At 57.4% G+C, this 18,993-nt stretch carries 16 protein-coding genes; 10 read left to right on the top strand and 6 right to left on the bottom strand.

All coding sequences use genetic code 11. From position 1 onward, the window contains the following. The first annotated feature begins 28 nt into the window (after positions 1-28). From DOS48_RS29270 to DOS48_RS29345, 3 genes are all read left to right on the top strand, one after another. Positions 29-2,737 carry a plasmid replication protein RepH gene (locus DOS48_RS29270; RefSeq protein ID WP_244629374.1) on the top strand — a complete coding sequence of 903 codons (2,709 nt, stop codon included), beginning with the start codon at positions 29-31 and terminating at the stop codon, positions 2,735-2,737. A 65-nt stretch (positions 2,738-2,802) separates the two neighbouring features. Continuing rightward, complete coding sequence (gene aglF / locus DOS48_RS19080; RefSeq protein WP_127117258.1) at positions 2,803-3,582, top strand: UTP--glucose-1-phosphate uridylyltransferase AglF; 780 nt, start codon at positions 2,803-2,805, stop codon at positions 3,580-3,582. 310 nt (positions 3,583-3,892) lie between these two features. Next, positions 3,893-4,426, top strand: coding sequence for a sugar-specific transcriptional regulator TrmB (locus DOS48_RS29345; protein ID WP_127118846.1), 534 nt, complete (start codon positions 3,893-3,895; stop codon positions 4,424-4,426). A gap of 108 nt (positions 4,427-4,534) precedes the next feature. Here the strand turns inward: DOS48_RS29345 and DOS48_RS19070 are convergent, their stop codons facing one another. Next, positions 4,535-5,302, bottom strand: a complete 768-nt coding sequence (locus DOS48_RS19070; protein ID WP_244629373.1) for an IS5 family transposase — start codon at positions 5,300-5,302, stop codon at positions 4,535-4,537. A gap of 135 nt (positions 5,303-5,437) precedes the next feature. Then, positions 5,438-6,487 (bottom strand): DUF6166 domain-containing protein, encoded by a 1,050-nt coding sequence (locus DOS48_RS19065; protein WP_158283836.1) that lies wholly within the window; start codon positions 6,485-6,487, stop codon positions 5,438-5,440. A 357-nt stretch (positions 6,488-6,844) separates the two neighbouring features. Between DOS48_RS19065 and DOS48_RS19060 the strand changes: the two genes are divergently transcribed. After that, positions 6,845-8,314, top strand: a complete 1,470-nt coding sequence (locus DOS48_RS19060) for a hypothetical protein (RefSeq protein ID WP_127117256.1) — start codon at positions 6,845-6,847, stop codon at positions 8,312-8,314. 140 nt (positions 8,315-8,454) lie between these two features. Continuing rightward, positions 8,455-10,929 carry a type IV secretory system conjugative DNA transfer family protein gene (locus DOS48_RS19055; protein ID WP_127117255.1) on the top strand — a complete coding sequence of 825 codons (2,475 nt, stop codon included), beginning with the start codon at positions 8,455-8,457 and terminating at the stop codon, positions 10,927-10,929. A gap of 193 nt (positions 10,930-11,122) precedes the next feature. On the opposite strand, the gene DOS48_RS19050 is transcribed toward DOS48_RS19055, so the two are convergent. After that, complete coding sequence (locus tag DOS48_RS19050) at positions 11,123-11,647, bottom strand: hypothetical protein (RefSeq protein ID WP_127117254.1); 525 nt, start codon at positions 11,645-11,647, stop codon at positions 11,123-11,125. Positions 11,648-11,719: 72 nt separating this feature from the next. On the opposite strand from DOS48_RS19050, the gene DOS48_RS19045 reads away from it, so the two are divergent. Together DOS48_RS19045 and DOS48_RS19040 are read left to right on the top strand one after the other, a co-directional pair. Then, positions 11,720-11,884: a hypothetical protein gene (locus tag DOS48_RS19045; RefSeq protein ID WP_158283835.1), complete on the top strand. Its 165-nt coding sequence runs from the start codon at positions 11,720-11,722 to the stop codon at positions 11,882-11,884. Between the two features lie 70 nt (positions 11,885-11,954). Then, positions 11,955-13,337, top strand: a complete 1,383-nt coding sequence (locus DOS48_RS19040; protein ID WP_127117253.1) for an ATP-binding protein — start codon at positions 11,955-11,957, stop codon at positions 13,335-13,337. Positions 13,338-13,390: 53 nt separating this feature from the next. Here the strand turns inward: DOS48_RS19040 and DOS48_RS29265 are convergent, their stop codons facing one another. After that, positions 13,391-13,552 (bottom strand): hypothetical protein, encoded by a 162-nt coding sequence (locus tag DOS48_RS29265; RefSeq protein ID WP_210755405.1) that lies wholly within the window; start codon positions 13,550-13,552, stop codon positions 13,391-13,393. 551 nt (positions 13,553-14,103) lie between these two features. Here DOS48_RS29265 and DOS48_RS19030 point away from each other — a divergent pair. After that, a complete protein-coding gene (locus DOS48_RS19030) occupies positions 14,104-14,691 on the top strand; it encodes an Rrf2 family transcriptional regulator (protein ID WP_127117252.1) in 588 nt (195 codons plus the stop codon). 3 nt (positions 14,692-14,694) lie between these two features. Beyond that, the gene (locus DOS48_RS19025; protein ID WP_127117251.1) at positions 14,695-15,177 is read left to right on the top strand and encodes a hypothetical protein; all 483 of its coding nucleotides are present in this window, start codon (positions 14,695-14,697) and stop codon (positions 15,175-15,177) included. A gap of 562 nt (positions 15,178-15,739) precedes the next feature. On the opposite strand, the gene DOS48_RS19020 is transcribed toward DOS48_RS19025, so the two are convergent. Beyond that, on the bottom strand, positions 15,740-15,955 hold the full coding sequence (locus DOS48_RS19020) for a hypothetical protein (RefSeq protein WP_127117250.1): 216 nt from the start codon (positions 15,953-15,955) through the stop codon (positions 15,740-15,742). 362 nt (positions 15,956-16,317) lie between these two features. Here DOS48_RS19020 and DOS48_RS19015 point away from each other — a divergent pair, with 362 nt between their 5' ends. After that, a complete protein-coding gene (locus tag DOS48_RS19015) occupies positions 16,318-17,208 on the top strand; it encodes a minichromosome maintenance protein MCM (protein WP_127117249.1) in 891 nt (296 codons plus the stop codon). A gap of 1,177 nt (positions 17,209-18,385) precedes the next feature. Here DOS48_RS19015 and DOS48_RS19010 read toward each other — a convergent pair. Further along, on the bottom strand, positions 18,386-18,991 hold the full coding sequence (locus DOS48_RS19010) for a hypothetical protein (RefSeq protein WP_244629372.1): 606 nt from the start codon (positions 18,989-18,991) through the stop codon (positions 18,386-18,388). Positions 18,992-18,993 lie beyond the last annotated feature (2 nt).

Genomic DNA, 18,993 nt, shown 5'->3' with positions numbered 1-18,993 from the left:
CCGGCCCACTACCAGCAGGTGATCGGCTGTGGGAACACGCCAGCCTGCGGCCCGCAAGCGAGGGGTCCACCTCGTCAGCCACACCACGGACATCTCCACTGAGGGAATCACCTGTCCAGCAGTCTCACCCAGGCTGACCGAGTGGGTACCAGAGCTACTCGACAAACTTCGGCCATTCACCGAGCGGACCATCCGCGAGCACGCCACCACGGATCCGTGGCGGACGAGCTCCCAGCTCCTCGCCAAAATCCTGCCAGCGTGGCACCACGCGGACACCCCATGGACCGACGACGTCGCCGAAGCCGCCGCGTACACTCGGGCGATCACGACACTCGCGCTCACCTACGGAGACGAACCCAGCAGTACACGCAGTCCGTACCACCAACAGCGACACGCTAACCTTACCGACACAGTCACCAGCATCGGGACGGGCCGTGGTCCAGTCAACGCCGACCTCGGCGCGCTCGCGAAAGGACCAGTTGCACTCCATCAGGAACTCGACGATCAGCCACGTGCCCTCACACTCCTGTTGGACGGCGACGCGTGGACCAGCCTCACAGACCGCCGCACGGGCGTCCGCGCACTCGCGGCGATCGCCGTGATCGCCGACGGGTTCGACGTCAGACTCGTCGCCTCCCCTGCGGTCCAACGACATCTCTCGAAGCGGTATCCCACCTGGACCGAGTGTCACCTCGATCTTACTGCCAGCCGGGATCGGTCCCCCCATACCGACCCCGCCCAGACTGCCGCGGTCGCGTGGCAGGCCATCCGTGATCTCGACACCGAGCCAGGGAAACGCCGCCTCCTCGGGAACCTCAAGACAGAATACGCCCGGAGCTACCGGGATCTCACCACCGATCACGCGATCGATGTCGCTGACGGTACCATTAGCAGGTATGTCCTCGAGCTCGAAGACCGTGAGTTAGTCACGGTCAACCGCCGTGGCCAACATAATACGGTCCAACTCACCAATCTGGGACACCAGGCCGTCAAGCAGTGTCTCGACGACAACAACGACCTCGTCCACCCGGATCAGCGCCGGCTCGATGGGTGTCTTACTGCGACCCCTCAACAATCCACAAGTACAGTGTCGCCCCGCCGAGAAGGGGAAAAGACACCCACTCCCGACGATTGGATGGCGGCAACCGGCGATCCAGATGAAGACGCCGAGTACGTCCAGTGGCTCAGTGGCCCTGCAAACGCCGCAACCCACCTCCACGAGCGATTCACCACCGTCGCCGACGACGATGCCATCACACTCGTCGACGACCAACCGCATCCGTTCGACGACGGCCGCGTCGCGTACCTCAGCCACACCAACGATGAAACCCTCGTCGTGCTCCAGTGGGGTGGGCCCTTAGCTACCCTGGGACGTCTCGCGGGAGCCTTACTGAGCGAGAAAGCCCTCTCGAAGATCCTCACTCCATCACAACTCGGTCACGAATTCGAAGCGATCGACGACGACACCCAAGCGTATCCTGTCGAGCGCATGCTCCGCCGTGGTCACCAAGTCGGCTGGTACAGCGACACAGAAACCACCTACGGCGCGTGGCGTGAGCGAATCACAACGGTTCGAGATCGGCTCCTCGCACAAGTCGCCGAACTCACGAACAGTAACGACACCGCCGCCCGTGCCAACCTCTTCGAAGATCTCCACGGGCTGATCGCCTCAGCGACCCAGCTGTATCACGCAGTCGGAATCGATCTGACGACCACCCTTAGAGTGCCCGATACCGACGCCCTCGCACGCAACCCCACCCACCTCCAGGACCTCTGTGAATTCTTCGCCAAAACGGCGCCTAAACAGTCCGTCTACGGTATTCACTCGGGCTACCGCATGCTGTTCGAAGACCGGCCCGCAAAGCTGTGCCGGCGACTCCCGTACGAAACGGACCACGACGCGACGATGGATCTCACGATGTCGTGGGTGGTTGCTGGCCCGACGATCACCGCGCTCCACGACGACATTACTGCGGCACTCTCTACAGAACTCACGACGGTCCGAGAAGCAATCGCCGACGGTACCGAACACGCACCGACACTGGAAATCCCAGTCGTTGACGGCACAACTTACCCGGCGATCCGGCGGGTGATCGACGAGGTCGCGATGACCCACGACGTACAGTGGACACCCCGCGAGCGACAGCGGCTCGTGCGGCTGTGTCTCCGTTCGTTCGGCCCGTCGGACACCAACCAAGCGTGTCCATACGACGTTGTGGAGAGCCTACAACGGACACTCACTGAGGCACAAACGCCGACGCCTGCCGACATCGAACGCGCAGCAACCACCCTTCCGGCCACACGCTTCCGACCCGATCTGACCCCGACAGCGACGAGGCTGTACGCAACGTTGCTCAGAGCGGACCAGCCACTCGGCCGCTCCGAGCTGATTGACCGGGCCGGTATCTCCGCGAGCAGTTACGACCGGCGATTGAGCGACGTTCGCGACCTCGAACGCGTGAGTGCCGTTCACGTTGACGGCCACCGGCAATGGATCGTCGACGACGCCTCTACACAGGCCACGGCGCGTGTGCCACCATCGGTGTGGCCGTCCAACAGGGGATGTACAACTGTCCCGCTGGCGACGCATCGACAGCCCACGACACCCGCGCAAAACAGCGCTTCAACTGTCGGCCGTAGCGGGTGTAACCACGACGACACAGCGAACTGGTGGCAGATTCAGACACCCACAGCAGCAACTCCATCGGCGCCAGTCTCCTACTACAACCTCGGGTGAACAGTGCAACCAGCCGACCCGGAAAGGCAGAATGCTTATCATTGCCTGACTTGAATCCTCGGATCATGAAAGCAGTCGTACTCGCGGCCGGCAAGGGCACGCGCCTCCGCCCGCTCACGGATGACAAGCCCAAGGGGATGGTGGAGGTCGACGGGAAACCCCTCATCACCCACTGCTTCGATCAGCTCATCGAGCTCGGCGCCGACGAACTCATCGTCGTCGTCGGCTACATGAAGGAGGTGATCATCGACCACTACGGCGACGCCTACGAGGGCGTCCCGATCACCTACACGCACCAGCGCGAACAGAACGGGCTCGCCCACGCGCTCCTCACGGTCGAAGAGCACATTGACGACGACTTCATGCTCATCCTCGGCGACAACATTTTTGAGGCGAATCTCCAAGACGTGGTCCGTCGTCAGCGTGAGGACCGTGCAGATGCCGCCTTCCTCGTCGAGGAAGTCCCCTGGGAAGACGCCTCTCGCTACGGTGTCTGTGACACCAACCAGTACGGAGAGATTACGGACGTCGTCGAGAAGCCGGAGGACCCGCCGAGCAATCTGGTGATGACCGGCTTCTACACCTTCTCGCCCGCCATCTTCCACGCGTGTCACCTCGTCCAACCCTCGAACCGCGACGAGTACGAAATTTCTGACGCGATCGATCTCCTCATCCAGTCTGGTCGGACGATCGACGCTATCGGCCTCGACGGCTGGCGTATCGACGTCGGCTACCCCGAAGACCGCGACCGTGCCGAAGAACGACTGAACGAGGAAACCGACGCCGCAGACGAAACGGAGAAAACTGACGTGGAAGATGCGCCCGACACCATCGTTGACTCCTAAGACTCACTGCGCACGTAACTGGCGCCGCTGCTGTGAGCAGGAGCACGGTCCCAATTAAGAAGTGCGCGATTGCGGGGACCATACGAATGATCCGATAGAGAACAGAAAAAACCCGCAGTTCACAGCGCTACCTCATCCTACTCTCTCGGCGTGGCCCGAGAGATCGGAACTCTCCCGCCATCACGAGATGGCTTTGTCGTCTCAAACGACTACATGTCTTGGTTCCACCCAGCAGGTACGGCAACATTACTTCACGCAAGAAATTATTCCTTGAAGCAAGAATTATATCTATCGCCTCGCAAGAAGACGTATTCCTGACACAGCGTCCACCGATGGCCCCCCTTCGTTCGATGACCCGTTTAGCGGGGATAATGTCGAACAGCGTATCTATGGGACTATCCTCCAGACCCGAGAAGCATCAACGGCGAGTACTATTGCCGAGCGGGTAGAGTGTGACCCGAAGACTGCTCGAAAGTACCTCAGCTGGTTCACGGATCTCGGCATCGTCACACGTCATAACGGTCATCCAACCACCTATGAACGCAATGACGCATACTTTGAGTGGCGACGCATCAACCAGCTCGCTGCAGACCACTCCGTCGAAGAGTTACAGGGAAATGTTCTCGAGTTGACTAAACGAATTTCCGACTACGAGGACGCGTACGACGCTGCAACACCGGCTGCGGTTGATGCCGTGGCTATGGCGGAGGCGAGTGACGAACGAACGATCGACGTCGTGTACAGTGACCTCGCCGACTGGGCAACCGCACGGGAGGAACGTGAGCGCTACGAACGCGCTCGCCAACAACGTGCCAGCGCCGACGGCGGACAAGTCTCCGGGTAGCTCCCTCGATGGTGCCACCAACAGGTGACGGCGGAAGCCCTGCCCCAATTGATCGCCCGATCCTCAACTTCCTCCAGACTGCTGTGTTGAATAGATGCTGAGTCACGGTTACAGCGGCTCACACAATGGTTCTATGTTGGTAATGGCGAACATCAAGACGATTTCACGGAACTGCCGATACCAGCCAAGCGCTCGCACGGCATCGTCGAGCGAGCGCTTGGTTGTCGAGTAGGATGTTTCGGCCATCCACCGCTGAGAGTAGCCCTTTGCCCGGTTCAGAGCGTTTTTCGCGGTTGCGTTCGCTGACGAGCCGCGATAATGAACGAGGTAATCGATGTCGTGTGCGGCGATTTCGTACTCGGTGTGCCAGTCTTGGAAGCCGTTGTCGGCGGCGACGGACTGTAGGTCGTCCGCGTTTCGGCGGACGACCTGCGGTCCGGTCTTCGTGTCATGCTTCCACCGCGCTGTGATGTGAACGTCGAGAACAGCTAGTGATTCCACATCAGTCAATGTCGTCACTTTCAGCGTCTGTATCGTCCGTCCTGCCCGCTGGCGAACGTACGAGGAGGCACGTCGCCGGTCGAAGAACGTGCTGTCGAGCGCAGCGTGTCTGGACTGCGGGTGCTGCTGCGCGGAAACGCGCAGCAGCGCCCGCCATACCCACATTTTCAGCCGATCAAACGACTTGTAGATCGTGCTGTAGTCTGGGAGATCGTCTGGATCTAAGCCGAGTGCGTCACGAATCTCGGCCATATACTTCAGCCGATTCGGCGTTTCTCGGTAGCTGTGGCCGTCTTCGAGCCGAAGACAGTGTAGCACAACGTGTTTCCAGCGGGCGAACCCGCCGCTGGCGGGCTCACCCGCGTGCTTTCCCAACGCTTGTTTGACTAGGCGGTAACACTACTCAACGAAGTCGAGGAGATCGACTTCCATGGACAGAATTGATTTCCTCGGCTTCGTTCTTCTGCTCCGTGATAACAGCTGATTAGATCGCTATTCAACACAGCACTCTCAAGAAGAATCGTGTTCGGTATAGTCATCGTACCACTCGAAGATCTCATCTTCATCAATGCGCCAGTGTCCACCCTGCCCCATTTTTTTATTACAAAATCTTCGAAAGCTCACAATCATGTCATGGTCAACCTGATCCGCACCAAATACATCACAAAGCATCGCCGCAGCCAACTGGGTTGGACCTGCACCACGATACCCCCAACTGAGGCTGCCAGATGGTGAATAATCATAGAGGTCGGTTTGTGGATCCAAGTGGTGGCCATTCACCGTAACGACACGCCGGTTTTCGGTCGTATATCGGCCGTCATACACCGAGTTGAAATAGTGATCGGAGTCATATTCGAGGCTGCTACCGTCTTCGTTGAGGCGTTCTGTGGCCTTTTCGATGTTCTTTCGGATAGCCTGTGTTGATGTCTGCCGTTCTGTTGCCCAATTGGGGACGGTCTTATTGTGAATTTCAACCAGCCAATAATCAAGTGCTTGTGTTGGCGTGACCCCTTTTTTGATCAGTTCTGTTAGTAATGTCCCCATAAACTGGGTCGCATGAGCCCAGTCCTGTGGGACCTTAATTATCCATGTATCACCCTCCCGAGAAGGCCTCTCAGTAAAATTCCTGAAGATCTCATTTGCCATTCTTGAATGCATCTTGTGAATAAGTGACAAATCTGATACAAAGTCAATTTTGTCACTTAGCCCTTCTATGAGTATTCCCTCACGATCGTCAAAAATGATGTAATTAGATGACTGCCAGAGAAGATGAATATCATCGGTGCCAGTTGTCGCACACCCGAGAATATACTTCAGATTTGCTTGTAGTGTATTTTGTGCATTTTTCAAGTCATCGTTGACCAGCGTTAATTTCTCGAGAAATTCAGTTTCAATACCTAGATCTGGATCTTCCACGATATTGGCGGAATGTTGACGAAGCGTATTCTTGAGTATCTCTTTGTCGATTGGGTGATTTACATTCATGCCCTCATGTTCTTTTTTGAGTATGAAAATATCGACGGTACGGTGATTGAGTCGATTAAGTGAGCCTCTGAACATATAGAATACTCAGCGTCATTGCGTCGCCGCTAATAGAGGCCCGATGCAACATCGCACCTAGGCAGCAATTGTACCGATAAGCGCTGTTAACGGTAGCCTTAGTCCAACAAAGAGAAGTCTCAAATTGAATATATAATTTGTATGTGTGTTCCAATTGTAAAGTATACCAACCTCAAGTACCGTATCTAGAACTAATTCCTTCGGAAGAGTTATATCTAATCGCATTTTATCAGTCTTTTACACAGGCTCAAAATCGGACAGAATAGGTCACCAAAATCAACTATACACAGTTGGCTGAGGCTGACAACGGGCCTAATTGGATGAGGAATCGGATCTATAAAGACAACAAAAAGACAAATGAAAGACCGTACACAATCGCGAGAAAACAAACGAACAGCCGTCAAACTGTCCACGAGCAAGGACGCCGAGATCGATCATCACGGGCAAGGAATTGACACGCTAAGTTCCATCCTCAACACAGACGAACAGAACTCGTTTCGCCGGAAGCTCACTCAGCTGGTTTGCCACAATTTGCGAATCAGTTTCTTTTTGGGTGTCATTTTTGCAGGAGGGGGGTTTGCATTAATCCAACTCCGCTATCTGGCTGAGGTCGGTATTGCGTACTTCCTCGGGCCAGGAGCCGGAAGCGAAAGTCTCGTCGATGTGATAATTAACGGCCAACTGATGCCAAACATCATAACGCAACTGAAGCCAGTGGTAGCTACGGGGCTGCTCACCGGTGTGCTCTTGCCGGGAGTCCTCCTTCTGGGTGCAATAATGGGGTTGGCGGGAACCACTAACATAACTCGGGTGCTTCGGGGGTATGCACTTGTCACGCCGTCACCGGCACTCGAAGACGATGTCAGTGTGACTGTCCAGTCTGTGGAGTCTGGCTCTAAGATCACATATAGCACGTCGACACCGGAACTCAAGCAAGCGATGGACTGGTTGTATCCGGAAACGACGGCAACGACAACGACACCATCCTCGACAGTGTCAGCAGCGTCTTCACCCGAACGGGTATCGATTGTTGAGTTCTATCACGCACCCTCTGGCGTCTCGCTAAGCGGCTTCAAGGAGACGCACACAATTGAGCGACTGATGCACAAGCTCAGTGGCATCGATGCTGACTGGACGGTACAAATAATGGTTGGGAATGGCGTCAAGCCGTATGAGGCGTCCTACACCGACGAGACACTGACGCCGGTCAAGCGGGCGCTCGCATCGTCTGAGGCTCGTGATTTCGACCCTGACGCACCAGAACATGATCCGGTCTGGACAGCAAATCTTCGCCTGCTGGCCGTCTACGATGACACTAATTCTGAGTCGGTCAAAGAGACACTGTCAGCACTCGCCAAAGAAGGTGTGGTTACGATCCCTGGAACAGCACCGATTGCAGGAACACATAGGGACATTCCGGTCTCGGAGCTAACTGAATTATCTTCGTCGACAGGCAGGCGTGGTGGTGTGCGCGAGAAGATCCGTGGTGACAGTGTCGGTGATGTCGTGGCTGATATCGAAGACCGAACCATCCGGACGAAGCGCCGCCACTCCGGACAACTTCGTTCACAGACGGTTGGTCTCCGTGTCCCGAAAGCGGGTCTTCGGAGCCTGCTCGAGGTCCGGGAAGATGTCTTTGAGTCGATCGACGCTGAGTTTACCGGGGATCCATACGGCGAAACCACCGACTCGATGACACGCGAGCAGGAAGGGATCTTTTTGCAAGATGCCGATTCGGTGTACTATGCCACTGAGCACAACGAGAACGAATCCAGTGGGGATAGCGAGATCGACTCAACGACGTCACCGGGTGATACAGAACAATAACACCCAACCAGCCTACCAGTCGGCAGTCCCTCACTACAGGGTGGCGGCGCTGTCGGCTCGTCTGAACCGTCATATTGGTTAAGCACACTCTCAGCGATACCCAGCGGCTAAAATCCAGTAAGACCTCCGCGACTCACACCATGTCAATTTACGATCCACACGCACTGCCGGGCCTTCTCGTTGGCGAGGAAGCGACGGCCACTGATGGCCCACCGCGACCGGTGATCATTCCTGAAGAGGTTCTTGATCGCCACTGCCTAATCACCGGACAAACCGGTGCCGGAAAGAGCTCGACAGCCACACAAGGTATCAGGACTGGACACACATCGACGGACGGTGCAACCATTGTTCTTGATCCAAAAGGGGACGGCTGGCCAGACATGATCGGCCGCGCATTGTATCATGACCAAGTCGTCTACGGGTCGCGTGACGCCGAGGACGCATTTGAGGATGTCTTATATTTCGATAGCGAGATTGGCCTACCACAGGCTCCACTGTTTGATATTCGGCTACAACTCGACGTCGGCATCAGTCGGATTGATGCGGTGACAGCCGTGATTGATGATCTGTTAACGACCCTTGAGATCGTCTTTGAGGGTGATGATGACGCCGTCCGGGCCCCGGACGTGATCCGAAATCTCGTGATGGCGTTATTTGACCCCGAGTATGGGACTGATGCGTTCGGGCTCTCGACGTTGTATGACGCAGTTATCACGCTCAAAACTGAACGAACCGTTCCGGAAGCGAGCCCAGAGTGGCTCAAACAACTCACAAAGAGTCTCACAAGTGGACCCGATCGCCTCTTTCGAGCAATCGCAGAAGGGGCGCAGACCCGCGTGGAGAAGCTGTTCCGAGATCCGTACCTGCGGGCAATGTTCGATTCAATACCGGAAACCAGTACGGATGGCTTTCGGTTGCATCGATGGTTGGATGAAGATGTCGTCATCATCATCGATCTCAGTGAGATTACGCCGCGCGCACAACGCATGATTGCGAACACACTGTTGTTTTCGCTCTGGCGTGCGCTCCGTAGCCGACAGGCAGCACTTGGCCCCCGAGACGAGCCCGCGTTAGTCACACTCTGGATTGATGAGGTTCCCCAGCTCCGTGTCCAGGGTGTGTTATCAGAGCTCCTCGCAATGGGACGCGGGTTCGGGTGCTCAGTCATCCCACTTCTTCAGTTTCCACAGCAACTGCGTGCTGGAGCAAGCGACATGGGTGACCGCTCATACCGTGAACTACTTACCAACGTTGGGTCCATCCTCAGTGGCCAAGTGATGGACGCACCGGGGCTTGCAGAGAAACTTGCTGTTCGTGACCGATCGCCTGCCGAGACACAGGCGTTGCTTGGTGAATGTCCCGATGATCGGTGGATTGTCTCACCGGCCACGGATCGGTCACTTCCGACCCAACGGAGTCCGACGGCAGTGATCAATGACCCGCCGCTTCCACCGGGGCATCCAAACGGGCAGGCTCCGTTCACACCTTCCGTTGAAGCCGACTTTTCACACGCATGGTCTCAGCTTCGGGATCACACTCACGACGACTTTGGAGTGACACCAACCGGCTATCACACTCGCGAAGAGCCACAGACGCCGGCAGAAGACATTAAGCGTGGTCTCCGGCATACACTATGGTTAGGTTCACAGTCACTCCCAGAGGGGGTTGAGTACGCGACGAATAAAGATAGTCTTCGCTGTGCAGACTGCGGTTCACAGTTTTCGCCGCGGTTCGAGCGGTTGGTGGATGCAATCCGTCACTGCCAGGATTCAACTAAGGATGATGCGACATCACTTCCAATTACCGATATTTGGCTCGAAGACGTGACTGTTGAGCGTGTTCGCGCCTGCCCGTTGTCGATTACCGAAGTCATGTTCCTCCGGCTCATGGAGCGCGCTCGACGGCGGGCGATCGACTCGCGTGCCTGGGACGTGCGCACCGACTCAATGTACCCACTTCGCGCAACTGTCGGACTCACCGGCCCGGAGCCAAAAGACGAGCTCGCTGAGGCAGGCTACATCACACCGCAGTCCGAACTCCAAGGCGAATATTACCGCCTGACACCGAAAGCGCGGACGCTACTGCAGCGGCTCCGAAATGGCGCCGACCCACCCGAACCCAAACGCGGCGATCCCGAAGAATCAGTCCTACACATCAAAGGCGTCGAGCTGGCGGTGCAGGCGCTCGAAACAGTCCGTGATGAGCCGGCAAGTCCGGTCGAACAGGTCGAACGGTACTGGGTCCCTCCTGAGTCAGAAGCGCGGATCGATGTCGTCGGGCTTGACGGCGACGGCCAGCCGCATATCTGTGTCGAAGTTGAACGCGAAACACATGATCTGTCGACAGGCGTGCTCACCGATGCCGATGCGATGGCGGCGTGTGACCCTGCGGTGAGCTTGTGGGTCGTCACCAACCGCAGACTTGGACACACCGTTGTCGATCACCTTGCGCATCCTGCGACTGGGGAGCCACGGATTACCCTTGACGCCCACGGCGTCCGGAGCGACACAACAGCGCTTACAACGTATGATCTCGATGCCCCTGGGTGTTCGACGTTGGTGACGTATGGCCAGGTTGACGCGCAGACGATTCGTGACGCGATCGGCTCCGAGTGATGGTTCCTCGCGCGTCACCGCGACGGTGAACAATGCATACCGATGGCGTCTGTGTCACCGAGCGCTTCACGAAGAGGCGCTTAGTCAGTCCCAGATCGTTTTGTACCCGGCGTCACCGATACCACCGTCAGCTGTGAGGATCGCAGTAGTCTCTTGTGCGCGATGACTGGCGACGATCAGGCTGTCGTGGATGTTAAAACTCGACGCAGACGGGCGCCTCGGGCCTGTATTCATCGGGAGAACCGCCGCCTCGTTCGCCGAGAAAGACGATAGCGATGAGTTCCCCGCGTGTGAACCGTGCTTCGTACGACCAGTGAAATCCGTCTTCGATGCCGTCGCTCCGTCCATGGAACTCGAAACTGCCGTGCATATTGTGATCGAGCCAGAACTCCTCGTCGACGGTCCGGGAGTTCGGCGCTCCAAGACCGATTCCCCGTTGGATGCGGTCACCTGGGTCGGCGTCATCACAAAACGAGGCGTACTCGTCCCACGATCCGAAGCCATGATCGGCGGCCACCGCCTGCTTTTCCTCAGACGTTTTCTCACGGAACTCTCGCTCGCGTCGCAGAAGCCGTCCGTCTGCGGTAATCTTGTACGCTCGCATGGCTGGCCGACCAATGTCTTTCGTCTGCCACCCGATATCGGACGGACTAGCCTCGGCTGGGAACTTCGGTAGCCTGACGCCATCTGCGACCAGCACGTCGTCGTACAGGCCCATGCTAGGGTATCTTTGAACGCCGACAGACAAAACACTCTCCCAACTCGATACGGCTGTCTCGACGGTCCGCCGGTGATCGACGGGGACGACCAGCAGACACGTGACATCACGTATGTAGCCAAGATGGTGGATACGAAGCGGACGCTGCTAACGTCGGAGGCGGCCAACAGCAACGTGGTGAACGTCAGGAGTTCGAACAACGCCGGCGCTAAGACTGTAGCGGCCTTCTTGTACTGAAACCCGGAGAACGATCGCCACAACGGACCCGAACAACTATTATGAACACGATAATATTATCGCACGCATAATGATAAACAGAGAAACTGAACTCGAATGGCTCACGTCGCATCTCTCACGAGCCGAGCGACAGCTCCTCGTCGTATACGGGCGACGGCGGGTAGGGAAGACGACGCTGGTGACGACGGCGCTTGACGCACTCGAAGACACGTCAGTCTACTATCTCTGTGACGAGCGGGGCGCAACGCACAACGCTCGGCGATTCGCGGCACAGTGCGCTGCTGCGTTCGACGATATCACTCCGGATGTCGACGGGTTCGTCGAGGCGTTTCAGTATCTCACGGCGCGCGTCGACGGGCCGTGCGTGGTAGCGTTAGACGAGTTCTCGTATCTCGTCGACGAGGACGACACGATCCCGTCAGTGTTTCAGACCGTTGTCGACGACGTACTCGCAGGAACGGACGTCTCGCTCGTGTTGTTGGGCTCGTCGATTTCGATGATGGAGGAGGGCGTGTTGAGCTACGAGAGCCCACTATACGGGCGCCGAACCGGACAGTGGGAGCTCGCTCCACTCTCGTTCGCGGACGTTCGCGCGTTCTTCCCGGACGACGATCTGGAGACGCAGATCCAGCTGTATAGTGTGCTTGGAGGCGTTCCCGCGTATCTCGAACAGTTCGATCCAGGACTGAGCCTCCTCGAGAACATCGAGCAATCCATCCTCTCGAAAGGTGAGTTCCTGTACGAGGAGCCGGAGTTTCTCCTGCGGCAGGAACTCCGTGAGCCCGCGACGTATATGGCGATCCTCGAAGCCATCGCCGGTGGCGCGACACGCGTTACCGAGATCGCCAACGAGATCGGCCGTGATGCAAGCAGTCTCTCCCGGTATCTCCAAAACCTCACGCAGTTGGCAATCCTCAACCAGGAGCATCCGGTGACGGACCCTGGCGGCCGGGGACTGTATCGGCTGACGGACGATTTCCTTCGGTTCTGGTTTCGGTACGTGGCACCCAATCGAGGAACGCTCGAACAGGGACGGACGGCACCGGTCCGATCGGCGATCGCCGAGACGCTACCGACACACACGAGCCAGAACTTCGAAACTGTGTGCCAGCAGGCGGTCCAGACGCCGGCGTTCCCCGTCTCCTGCTCGCGGATCGGCCGCTGGTGGTACGGCGGCGAGGAGGTCGACATCGCTGGGGTTGATCGGGGGACTGGGACCTTGCTCCTCGGGGAGTGTAAGTGGACCACGGAACCAGTGGGTCGCCGGGTGTTCGACGAGCTCACGACGCTCGAATCGGAGGTCCGGTGGCAAGGAACCGACCGAGAGGTACGGTACGCGCTCTTTTCGCGGGCCGGCTTCACGGACGAGTTACGGGCCGTGGTCGACGATCGTTCCGACGCGTGGCTGTATGGCATCCCGGAGCTTGCGACGCTGTTCGACTCCGATCGGTGAGCGGGCGGTACTCTGCGACCCGAGTTTCCTAAGAGAGGCGATTCCAGCAGGAGTCACTCGGGCCGCGGCATCGATTCGAGTTCGGCGACCTCACCGGTCTTCTCCACACGAGCGTCCTGCCGCTGCCACGCGTCTGCCGGAAACGGGTCGTTTCGGTCGAACAGCGCTCGCGCCTGCGAGGTGAGCTGGTAGAACTTGTACGGGTACCCGCGCACGCGATTGCCGGGTGCAACGACCAGTTCCGCGACGACGCCGACCTCTCGTAAATCTCTCCGCCTTACAGCGATTCAATGCAGCCTGTCAACCCGTCGGCGGAGGACCTCTGGGATTGTGATCAGCCCTCGACCGCTGATGTTCTTGAATCACTTGGCGTGATCCGTGTCGACCGATCTGGCCGAGAAAATGGAGTTCAAATCGATCCGGCGATGCTCGTCAAAGCAGACGATCCGATAACAACGATCCCACAAGCGGAGTACCACGCACCAGTCAGAACTGCTCTGTTGAATCCGATGACTGCACGGGGATCACGATCTCTGAAGAGGTGATTATCTCACGCTTCGTCATCGAGGAGTTGGATCGCTCCGCCCAGTGACCTTGGTCCTCACTCTCTCTGTCAAGATTCCATCTCTGAATTCACTCGACAGCGCTCCAGAACCGAGTACAGAGTGACCCGATCCCACCGCCTTCTGCGGATTCAACAGAGCAGTGTTAGAGTAATTTGTGATCGGTCCAAAGTACTATATTCCTTCAACGTATCTGTCTGAACATGAACAACCAACGCCCGCCAGCGGAGTTTACAGATATCAACGAGGCGGTTGGGGAAAAATGGGAAACGGAAACGACGCCCTACGAACGTATTCGACACGTCATTGGACATACATATCGTCCTCTCTCAGCTGAGGCGGTCGCTGACGATGCACGGACCGCTCCGAAGACCGCTCGAAAGCATCTGAACACACTTGCAGACGAGGGATTCGTCGAGACGACACCCGGCGAACACGGTAGCACGCTCTATCGGCGCTCACCCGAATCGCTCGTCGTCGAACAGGCTGCCGACATCCTTGCACACGTCTCGACCGACGAACTGGCCACACGTATCCAAGAAATGCGCGAGCAGCTCACCGAGTATCAGGCTGAATTCGGTGTCGATTCCCCTGAAGAGTTGGCCATCAACCAAACGAATCAGGCTCTCGCCGAGTCCGGATCTCCACAAGAAGAGATCGACCCCGAGCGGATTCGTGAGTGGAAGACGCTCCGTCGGAACCTTGCGTTCGCGAACGCGGCCCTCTCGATTGGCAACGCCGAGCAGTTTGTCGACGGCGATCGTTCAACAAATGATAGCGTCCCGGCCTGAGCGATGGAGGACTCCGCAGATCAAAACGAACACCATACGCTTCGCGGAGCGACGGACCGTCCGGCACTTCTGACGATTCGCGACGTTGTCGAGGAAATGGAGCCGCTTGCGACAGCCGAACTTGACGACTATCTTCATCCATCTGTCCTCGAAGTTGTGCTCGACGACGGGTTGTGTGTGGCAGACGAGGCTCGGATTGACATCCAGTGGACGACACGAGCTGACTACAAATTTCACTACACGGACACGGACGGCGTGAATTTCTGGTGGGGAAAGCATCCACATGCGGGAGACTACATTCACGTCAGTAGGCTCGAACACTATCATTCGCCGCCGACTGCGAGCTCAGATCTGGACGCCGTCGAAGAATCCTGTATCAGACAGTCTCCCGAGGAACTAGTCACTCGCGCCGTCTGTAAACTCTGGCGGGTCGCCTACCACAGAAATTCGTATGCGCCGCTCAATGCTGGTCAAAACCCACCGTAAGCCGCCTCGGGTGAGCGACAGCAACTCGTCCAGCTGTGTCTCCACTCGTTCGGTCTATCGGCACTACCCACCAAGCATGTCCGTACGATGTCGTGGTGGACCTCCTCCGAGCGCTGAACGACCCTCATTCTCCGACGCCTGCCGACATTGAACGCGCCGCGGCGACACTCCCGGCCACACGCTTCCGCCCCGACCTGACCCCGACAGCAACGAAGCTGTACGCCACACTGTTCAAAGCGGATCAGTCGCTCGGCCGCTCCAGATCGAGCGAGCCGGGATCTCCACAAGGAGCTATGACCATCGTCTGAGTGATGTTCGCGACCTTGATTGGGTGAGCGCCATTCAAGTGGCCGGCCACGGTGGATTGTCGACAATATCTCACCGCGAACCACAGCGTGGGAACCGCCAGTGACCGTGCCGTTGAACAAGAGATACGACCACTTCACTGAGTGCCGATTCTGGTGACATGGTCAGTACACGTCGCGTCGTTGAAATAGAAATCCCCCCTCAAGGAATCTACGTTAGCAGACGAGTAGGGTGCGATAGTTCACTGGTGTGGCTTTTATCGGATTGATGTAACCGGACTTTGCCCTAACGTCTCAGTATCTCCAATCTCATCGGGGTCAATATCTGACTTATCAATGAGATGTACAATGACTTTTTCGAGCATCTCGACCCGATGCTGGAGGTCAACCTGTGTGCGTTCAAGCTCCCGTGCGCGGTTCTCACCATCTGACAGGCGTGAATAGACTTCCTCCATCTCTTCGTGTTCGCTCATCACACCCAACTCATCATGCTCGGAAATAAAGCTGGCCATATCATAATCTCTTTGACAGCAACATGTGCTGTCAAATAAGATTGATTGCATTTTTTGCCACTATTAGTTCCACAGAAGTAACCGGAATAATGTTCTCAGCGGTGATGCTGACAGGACGGTGTTCAGATACGGATGGAGAGTGAGGCGAAACGATCTGTGAGTGGTTCATGCTGGAAACCGCCCTCCTCCACGGAGATAGCGACTGTTTCGAATTAGATTTCTGGAGAGGCAACACCCGAGTGGGCGATAGATACTTTTTGTGGGGTGTGAACCCGACTCATTGTACACGCTGCATACAACTCTCGGCCACACGTTGACCGTGTATGCGCACTGGCGAGATGACCGCAACCGAATTGACAGCCGATCCGTACACCCGACAGCGGCTTGCACTGACACTCACCCCGCCTAAGATCCCGCCACGAGTTGGCGAAGCACTCCTCTTACAGTTCGTGAGCGCGCCGGTGGCGACCGTCGATCAAGCGGTGCGCCCGCTGCATCTCGGGCTCAGACTCGACAGACGAATCCCAGCGAGTTCCGCGTTCACCACACTCCGTACAGCCACTGGTAGCGTCGGGCTCATCTACTGTGAGGCGGCCGACCACACAGCCGCTCTGCACACGGGCGGTACGAGCCCGATTACGGATCCAGACACTGCCTTGACGGCGTATTCGTCGATCAGGTTTGCTGGGCCAGATCTCCAAGAGGCAATTGCACAAGGGATGACAACGGGCGAGGTTCCAGAGTGGACGACTGACGGCACCCATCCAGCACCGGGCGCCATCACCGTGACGTGGCGGACGTCTCCTACCCGGCGCCGTGGTGCGTCCGACGATATTATCCCCGAACTGGCGCTGGCAGTTGACGGGGTGGTCACTGCAGATCGCACAGCTGATCGCTGGCTCACCGACACGCGGCTCCCCACGATCGATCCGGTTGAGCCCGCATTTGCCGGCGTGTATCTCGAGTACGCTCGGCAGCGACCAACACCACTCTCTACGGCGGCCCGCGAGCAGCTTGAGAAGATGAACACCGCGACGGAGATCGCCCACGATGTCGACGCCGACAGTACCGAGTCACCGACACAGACCGGCGGAACAGACACCATCGAACGACTCGCAATCGCAAGTGCGCGACTCGAACTCTCCGACATGGTCACGCCAGCCCACGTTGAGACGGCAGCGGACCTGTATGCCAATATGTTGCATGTCGATTAGTCGTCGTGAGTACTAGTGATTGCCTCCTCGCCGTTTGCCGCGAGGAGAGGGTCACAGACAGCGAGCGGTATCCGACCTCACTCGTCGATGAACTCCCAAGGACGTAGCGAGCCAGTTGATCGACTACACTTCTGGTTACGAACTACGGGCCACGATGATCGCCACAGTGACCGTAGCGTGTGTCTCCCGGACGCCTCACTGCACTCGTGGGGTTCCTGTTTCGATGACCCACTGTACACGAGATCGAGGAGAATGTCCACGACTACGTGGTGGGAAAAATCACAGCCACACCATCGAACGCCGCCGCCGCCGAGTTCCCCTACGCGCCTACCAGCGCCCCAACAGCAATGAGCGCGAGAGCCCACCCATGGGTCGGCCCGGCGTGAAGCCGGTCACCAGACCGAGTGATACAGCCAGCCGCCTCCAACGGCTCAAGATGACTCCGTTTGAGATTCGTCTGCAGAATCGTCACAGAGCGTGTTGCCGCAGCCGTGGGGGTCACGTCGTGTTCGATCGCGTACTGGAACTCAGCAACCGTCCGCAACTGCACGCCAGCGGGCGCACAGGCAACGGCGAGGATGATGCTGCGACGACGCGCATGCGAGAGCACATCGAACAGCGTTGCCAACGAAGTGTCAGTGTCAGTCATGGTGGATAGTGAGCTGGATATCAGCAACCGGTTCTCGGTCAGTCACGCGCCACGCACACCCTGTCCACTCGTCGACGATACGCCACCAGCCATCGGCGTGCGTGCGTGGTTCATACCGGACCTGACGCCGGGGTTGACGCTCGGGTGTGTACTGAATCGCGAACCCGGAGGCAAGCACCTGTACACACGGTTGATCAGGAGTCGAGACGACGCTGTCGGTCGAATTTGGTTCTGCGTGGTCAGTCATCTGTAGACACGGTCAAGCGAACATGACCGCACCCATTCCGGATCCACAAACTGCAGTCACAGCCGCAACCAACACATCCACGAACCGAACGCTCGCAGGCCACGGTTTCGTCGCGTGCCGCGGTCTCACCGCGGCCGACAGAGTGAATCGAGATCAGCAGCACTGGCGAGAGCATCAACAATACCAGACAGTGACCCGATCGCGGTCAATACAGGGGACTCACGAATTGCTCAGGATAGATTAACAATAGTTGGTAATACAATCTCGTTGTTCCGAAGTGTTCATGAAAGTAGAGTGTCCGGGAGATACTGCGAGCAATCGACCGGGATCGCTTCCCACGCTGCCTGAATCGCTTGATATCCTGTCCAGCCTTCCCCTCGAAGCATCTCGCCACAGGCCTGACAAAACTCCGCTACAGTACACTCTCCGTCGTCTAGTAGCAGATACAGCAAAAACGTGGGAGCAACTGCTTTTCCAGTCGTCTCGTCGGTGTCACCGAATACTCGATTAATAGCCCGACGCCCGTGCGTATCCATCAAAATAGCGAACCGATACACCTCTGTATGCTGCTCACTTTCCATCTTCACGGACTTCTCCCCAGCATCCTCTCCATGCGGTCGAGGAACACACGGAACCGTCGTAAACGACTTCTCCTCGTCGTCGAACGGCTCAAGTGCCCGCTTACTCCCGTCGTGGACCCACCGCTCTCTCGTCCCGTCAGGCGCGTACTCAGACATCTCCCGAACGTGGCGCTTGAGTTCGTGATAGCACACGTTAGTCGTCGTCAGCTGTATATTATCCGTAATTCGAGACCAGAGACCCGTGTTCGCGACAGCAATTAGTGCGTCTGTATCAACGATAACTGGATGGCGTACATCATCCACCATCT

Origin of the sequence: Halorubrum sp. PV6, assembly GCF_003990725.2 — an archaeon.
GTDB lineage: Archaea > Halobacteriota > Halobacteria > Halobacteriales > Haloferacaceae > Halorubrum.
This window is presented reverse-complemented; position numbering and strand designations above follow the sequence as displayed.

Bases quoted from the DNA above. Each gene is read 5' to 3' on its own strand.
- DOS48_RS19015 (WP_127117249.1), top strand. From the start codon at position 16,318: ATGCGCACTGGCGAGATGACCGCAACCGAATTGACAGCCGATCCGTAC.
- DOS48_RS19050 (WP_127117254.1), bottom strand. From the start codon at position 11,647: ATGGGCCTGTACGACGACGTGCTGGTCGCAGATGGCGTCAGGCTACCG.
- DOS48_RS19060 (WP_127117256.1), top strand. From the start codon at position 6,845: ATGAAAGACCGTACACAATCGCGAGAAAACAAACGAACAGCCGTCAAA.
- DOS48_RS19040 (WP_127117253.1), top strand. From the start codon at position 11,955: ATGATAAACAGAGAAACTGAACTCGAATGGCTCACGTCGCATCTCTCA.
- DOS48_RS19025 (WP_127117251.1), top strand. From the start codon at position 14,695: ATGGAGGACTCCGCAGATCAAAACGAACACCATACGCTTCGCGGAGCG.
- DOS48_RS19010 (WP_244629372.1), bottom strand. From the start codon at position 18,991: ATGGTGGATGATGTACGCCATCCAGTTATCGTTGATACAGACGCACTA.
- aglF (WP_127117258.1), top strand. From the start codon at position 2,803: ATGAAAGCAGTCGTACTCGCGGCCGGCAAGGGCACGCGCCTCCGCCCG.
- DOS48_RS19030 (WP_127117252.1), top strand. From the start codon at position 14,104: ATGAACAACCAACGCCCGCCAGCGGAGTTTACAGATATCAACGAGGCG.
- DOS48_RS19020 (WP_127117250.1), bottom strand. From the start codon at position 15,955: ATGAGCGAACACGAAGAGATGGAGGAAGTCTATTCACGCCTGTCAGAT.
- DOS48_RS19065 (WP_158283836.1), bottom strand. From the start codon at position 6,487: ATGTTCAGAGGCTCACTTAATCGACTCAATCACCGTACCGTCGATATT.
- DOS48_RS19055 (WP_127117255.1), top strand. From the start codon at position 8,455: ATGTCAATTTACGATCCACACGCACTGCCGGGCCTTCTCGTTGGCGAG.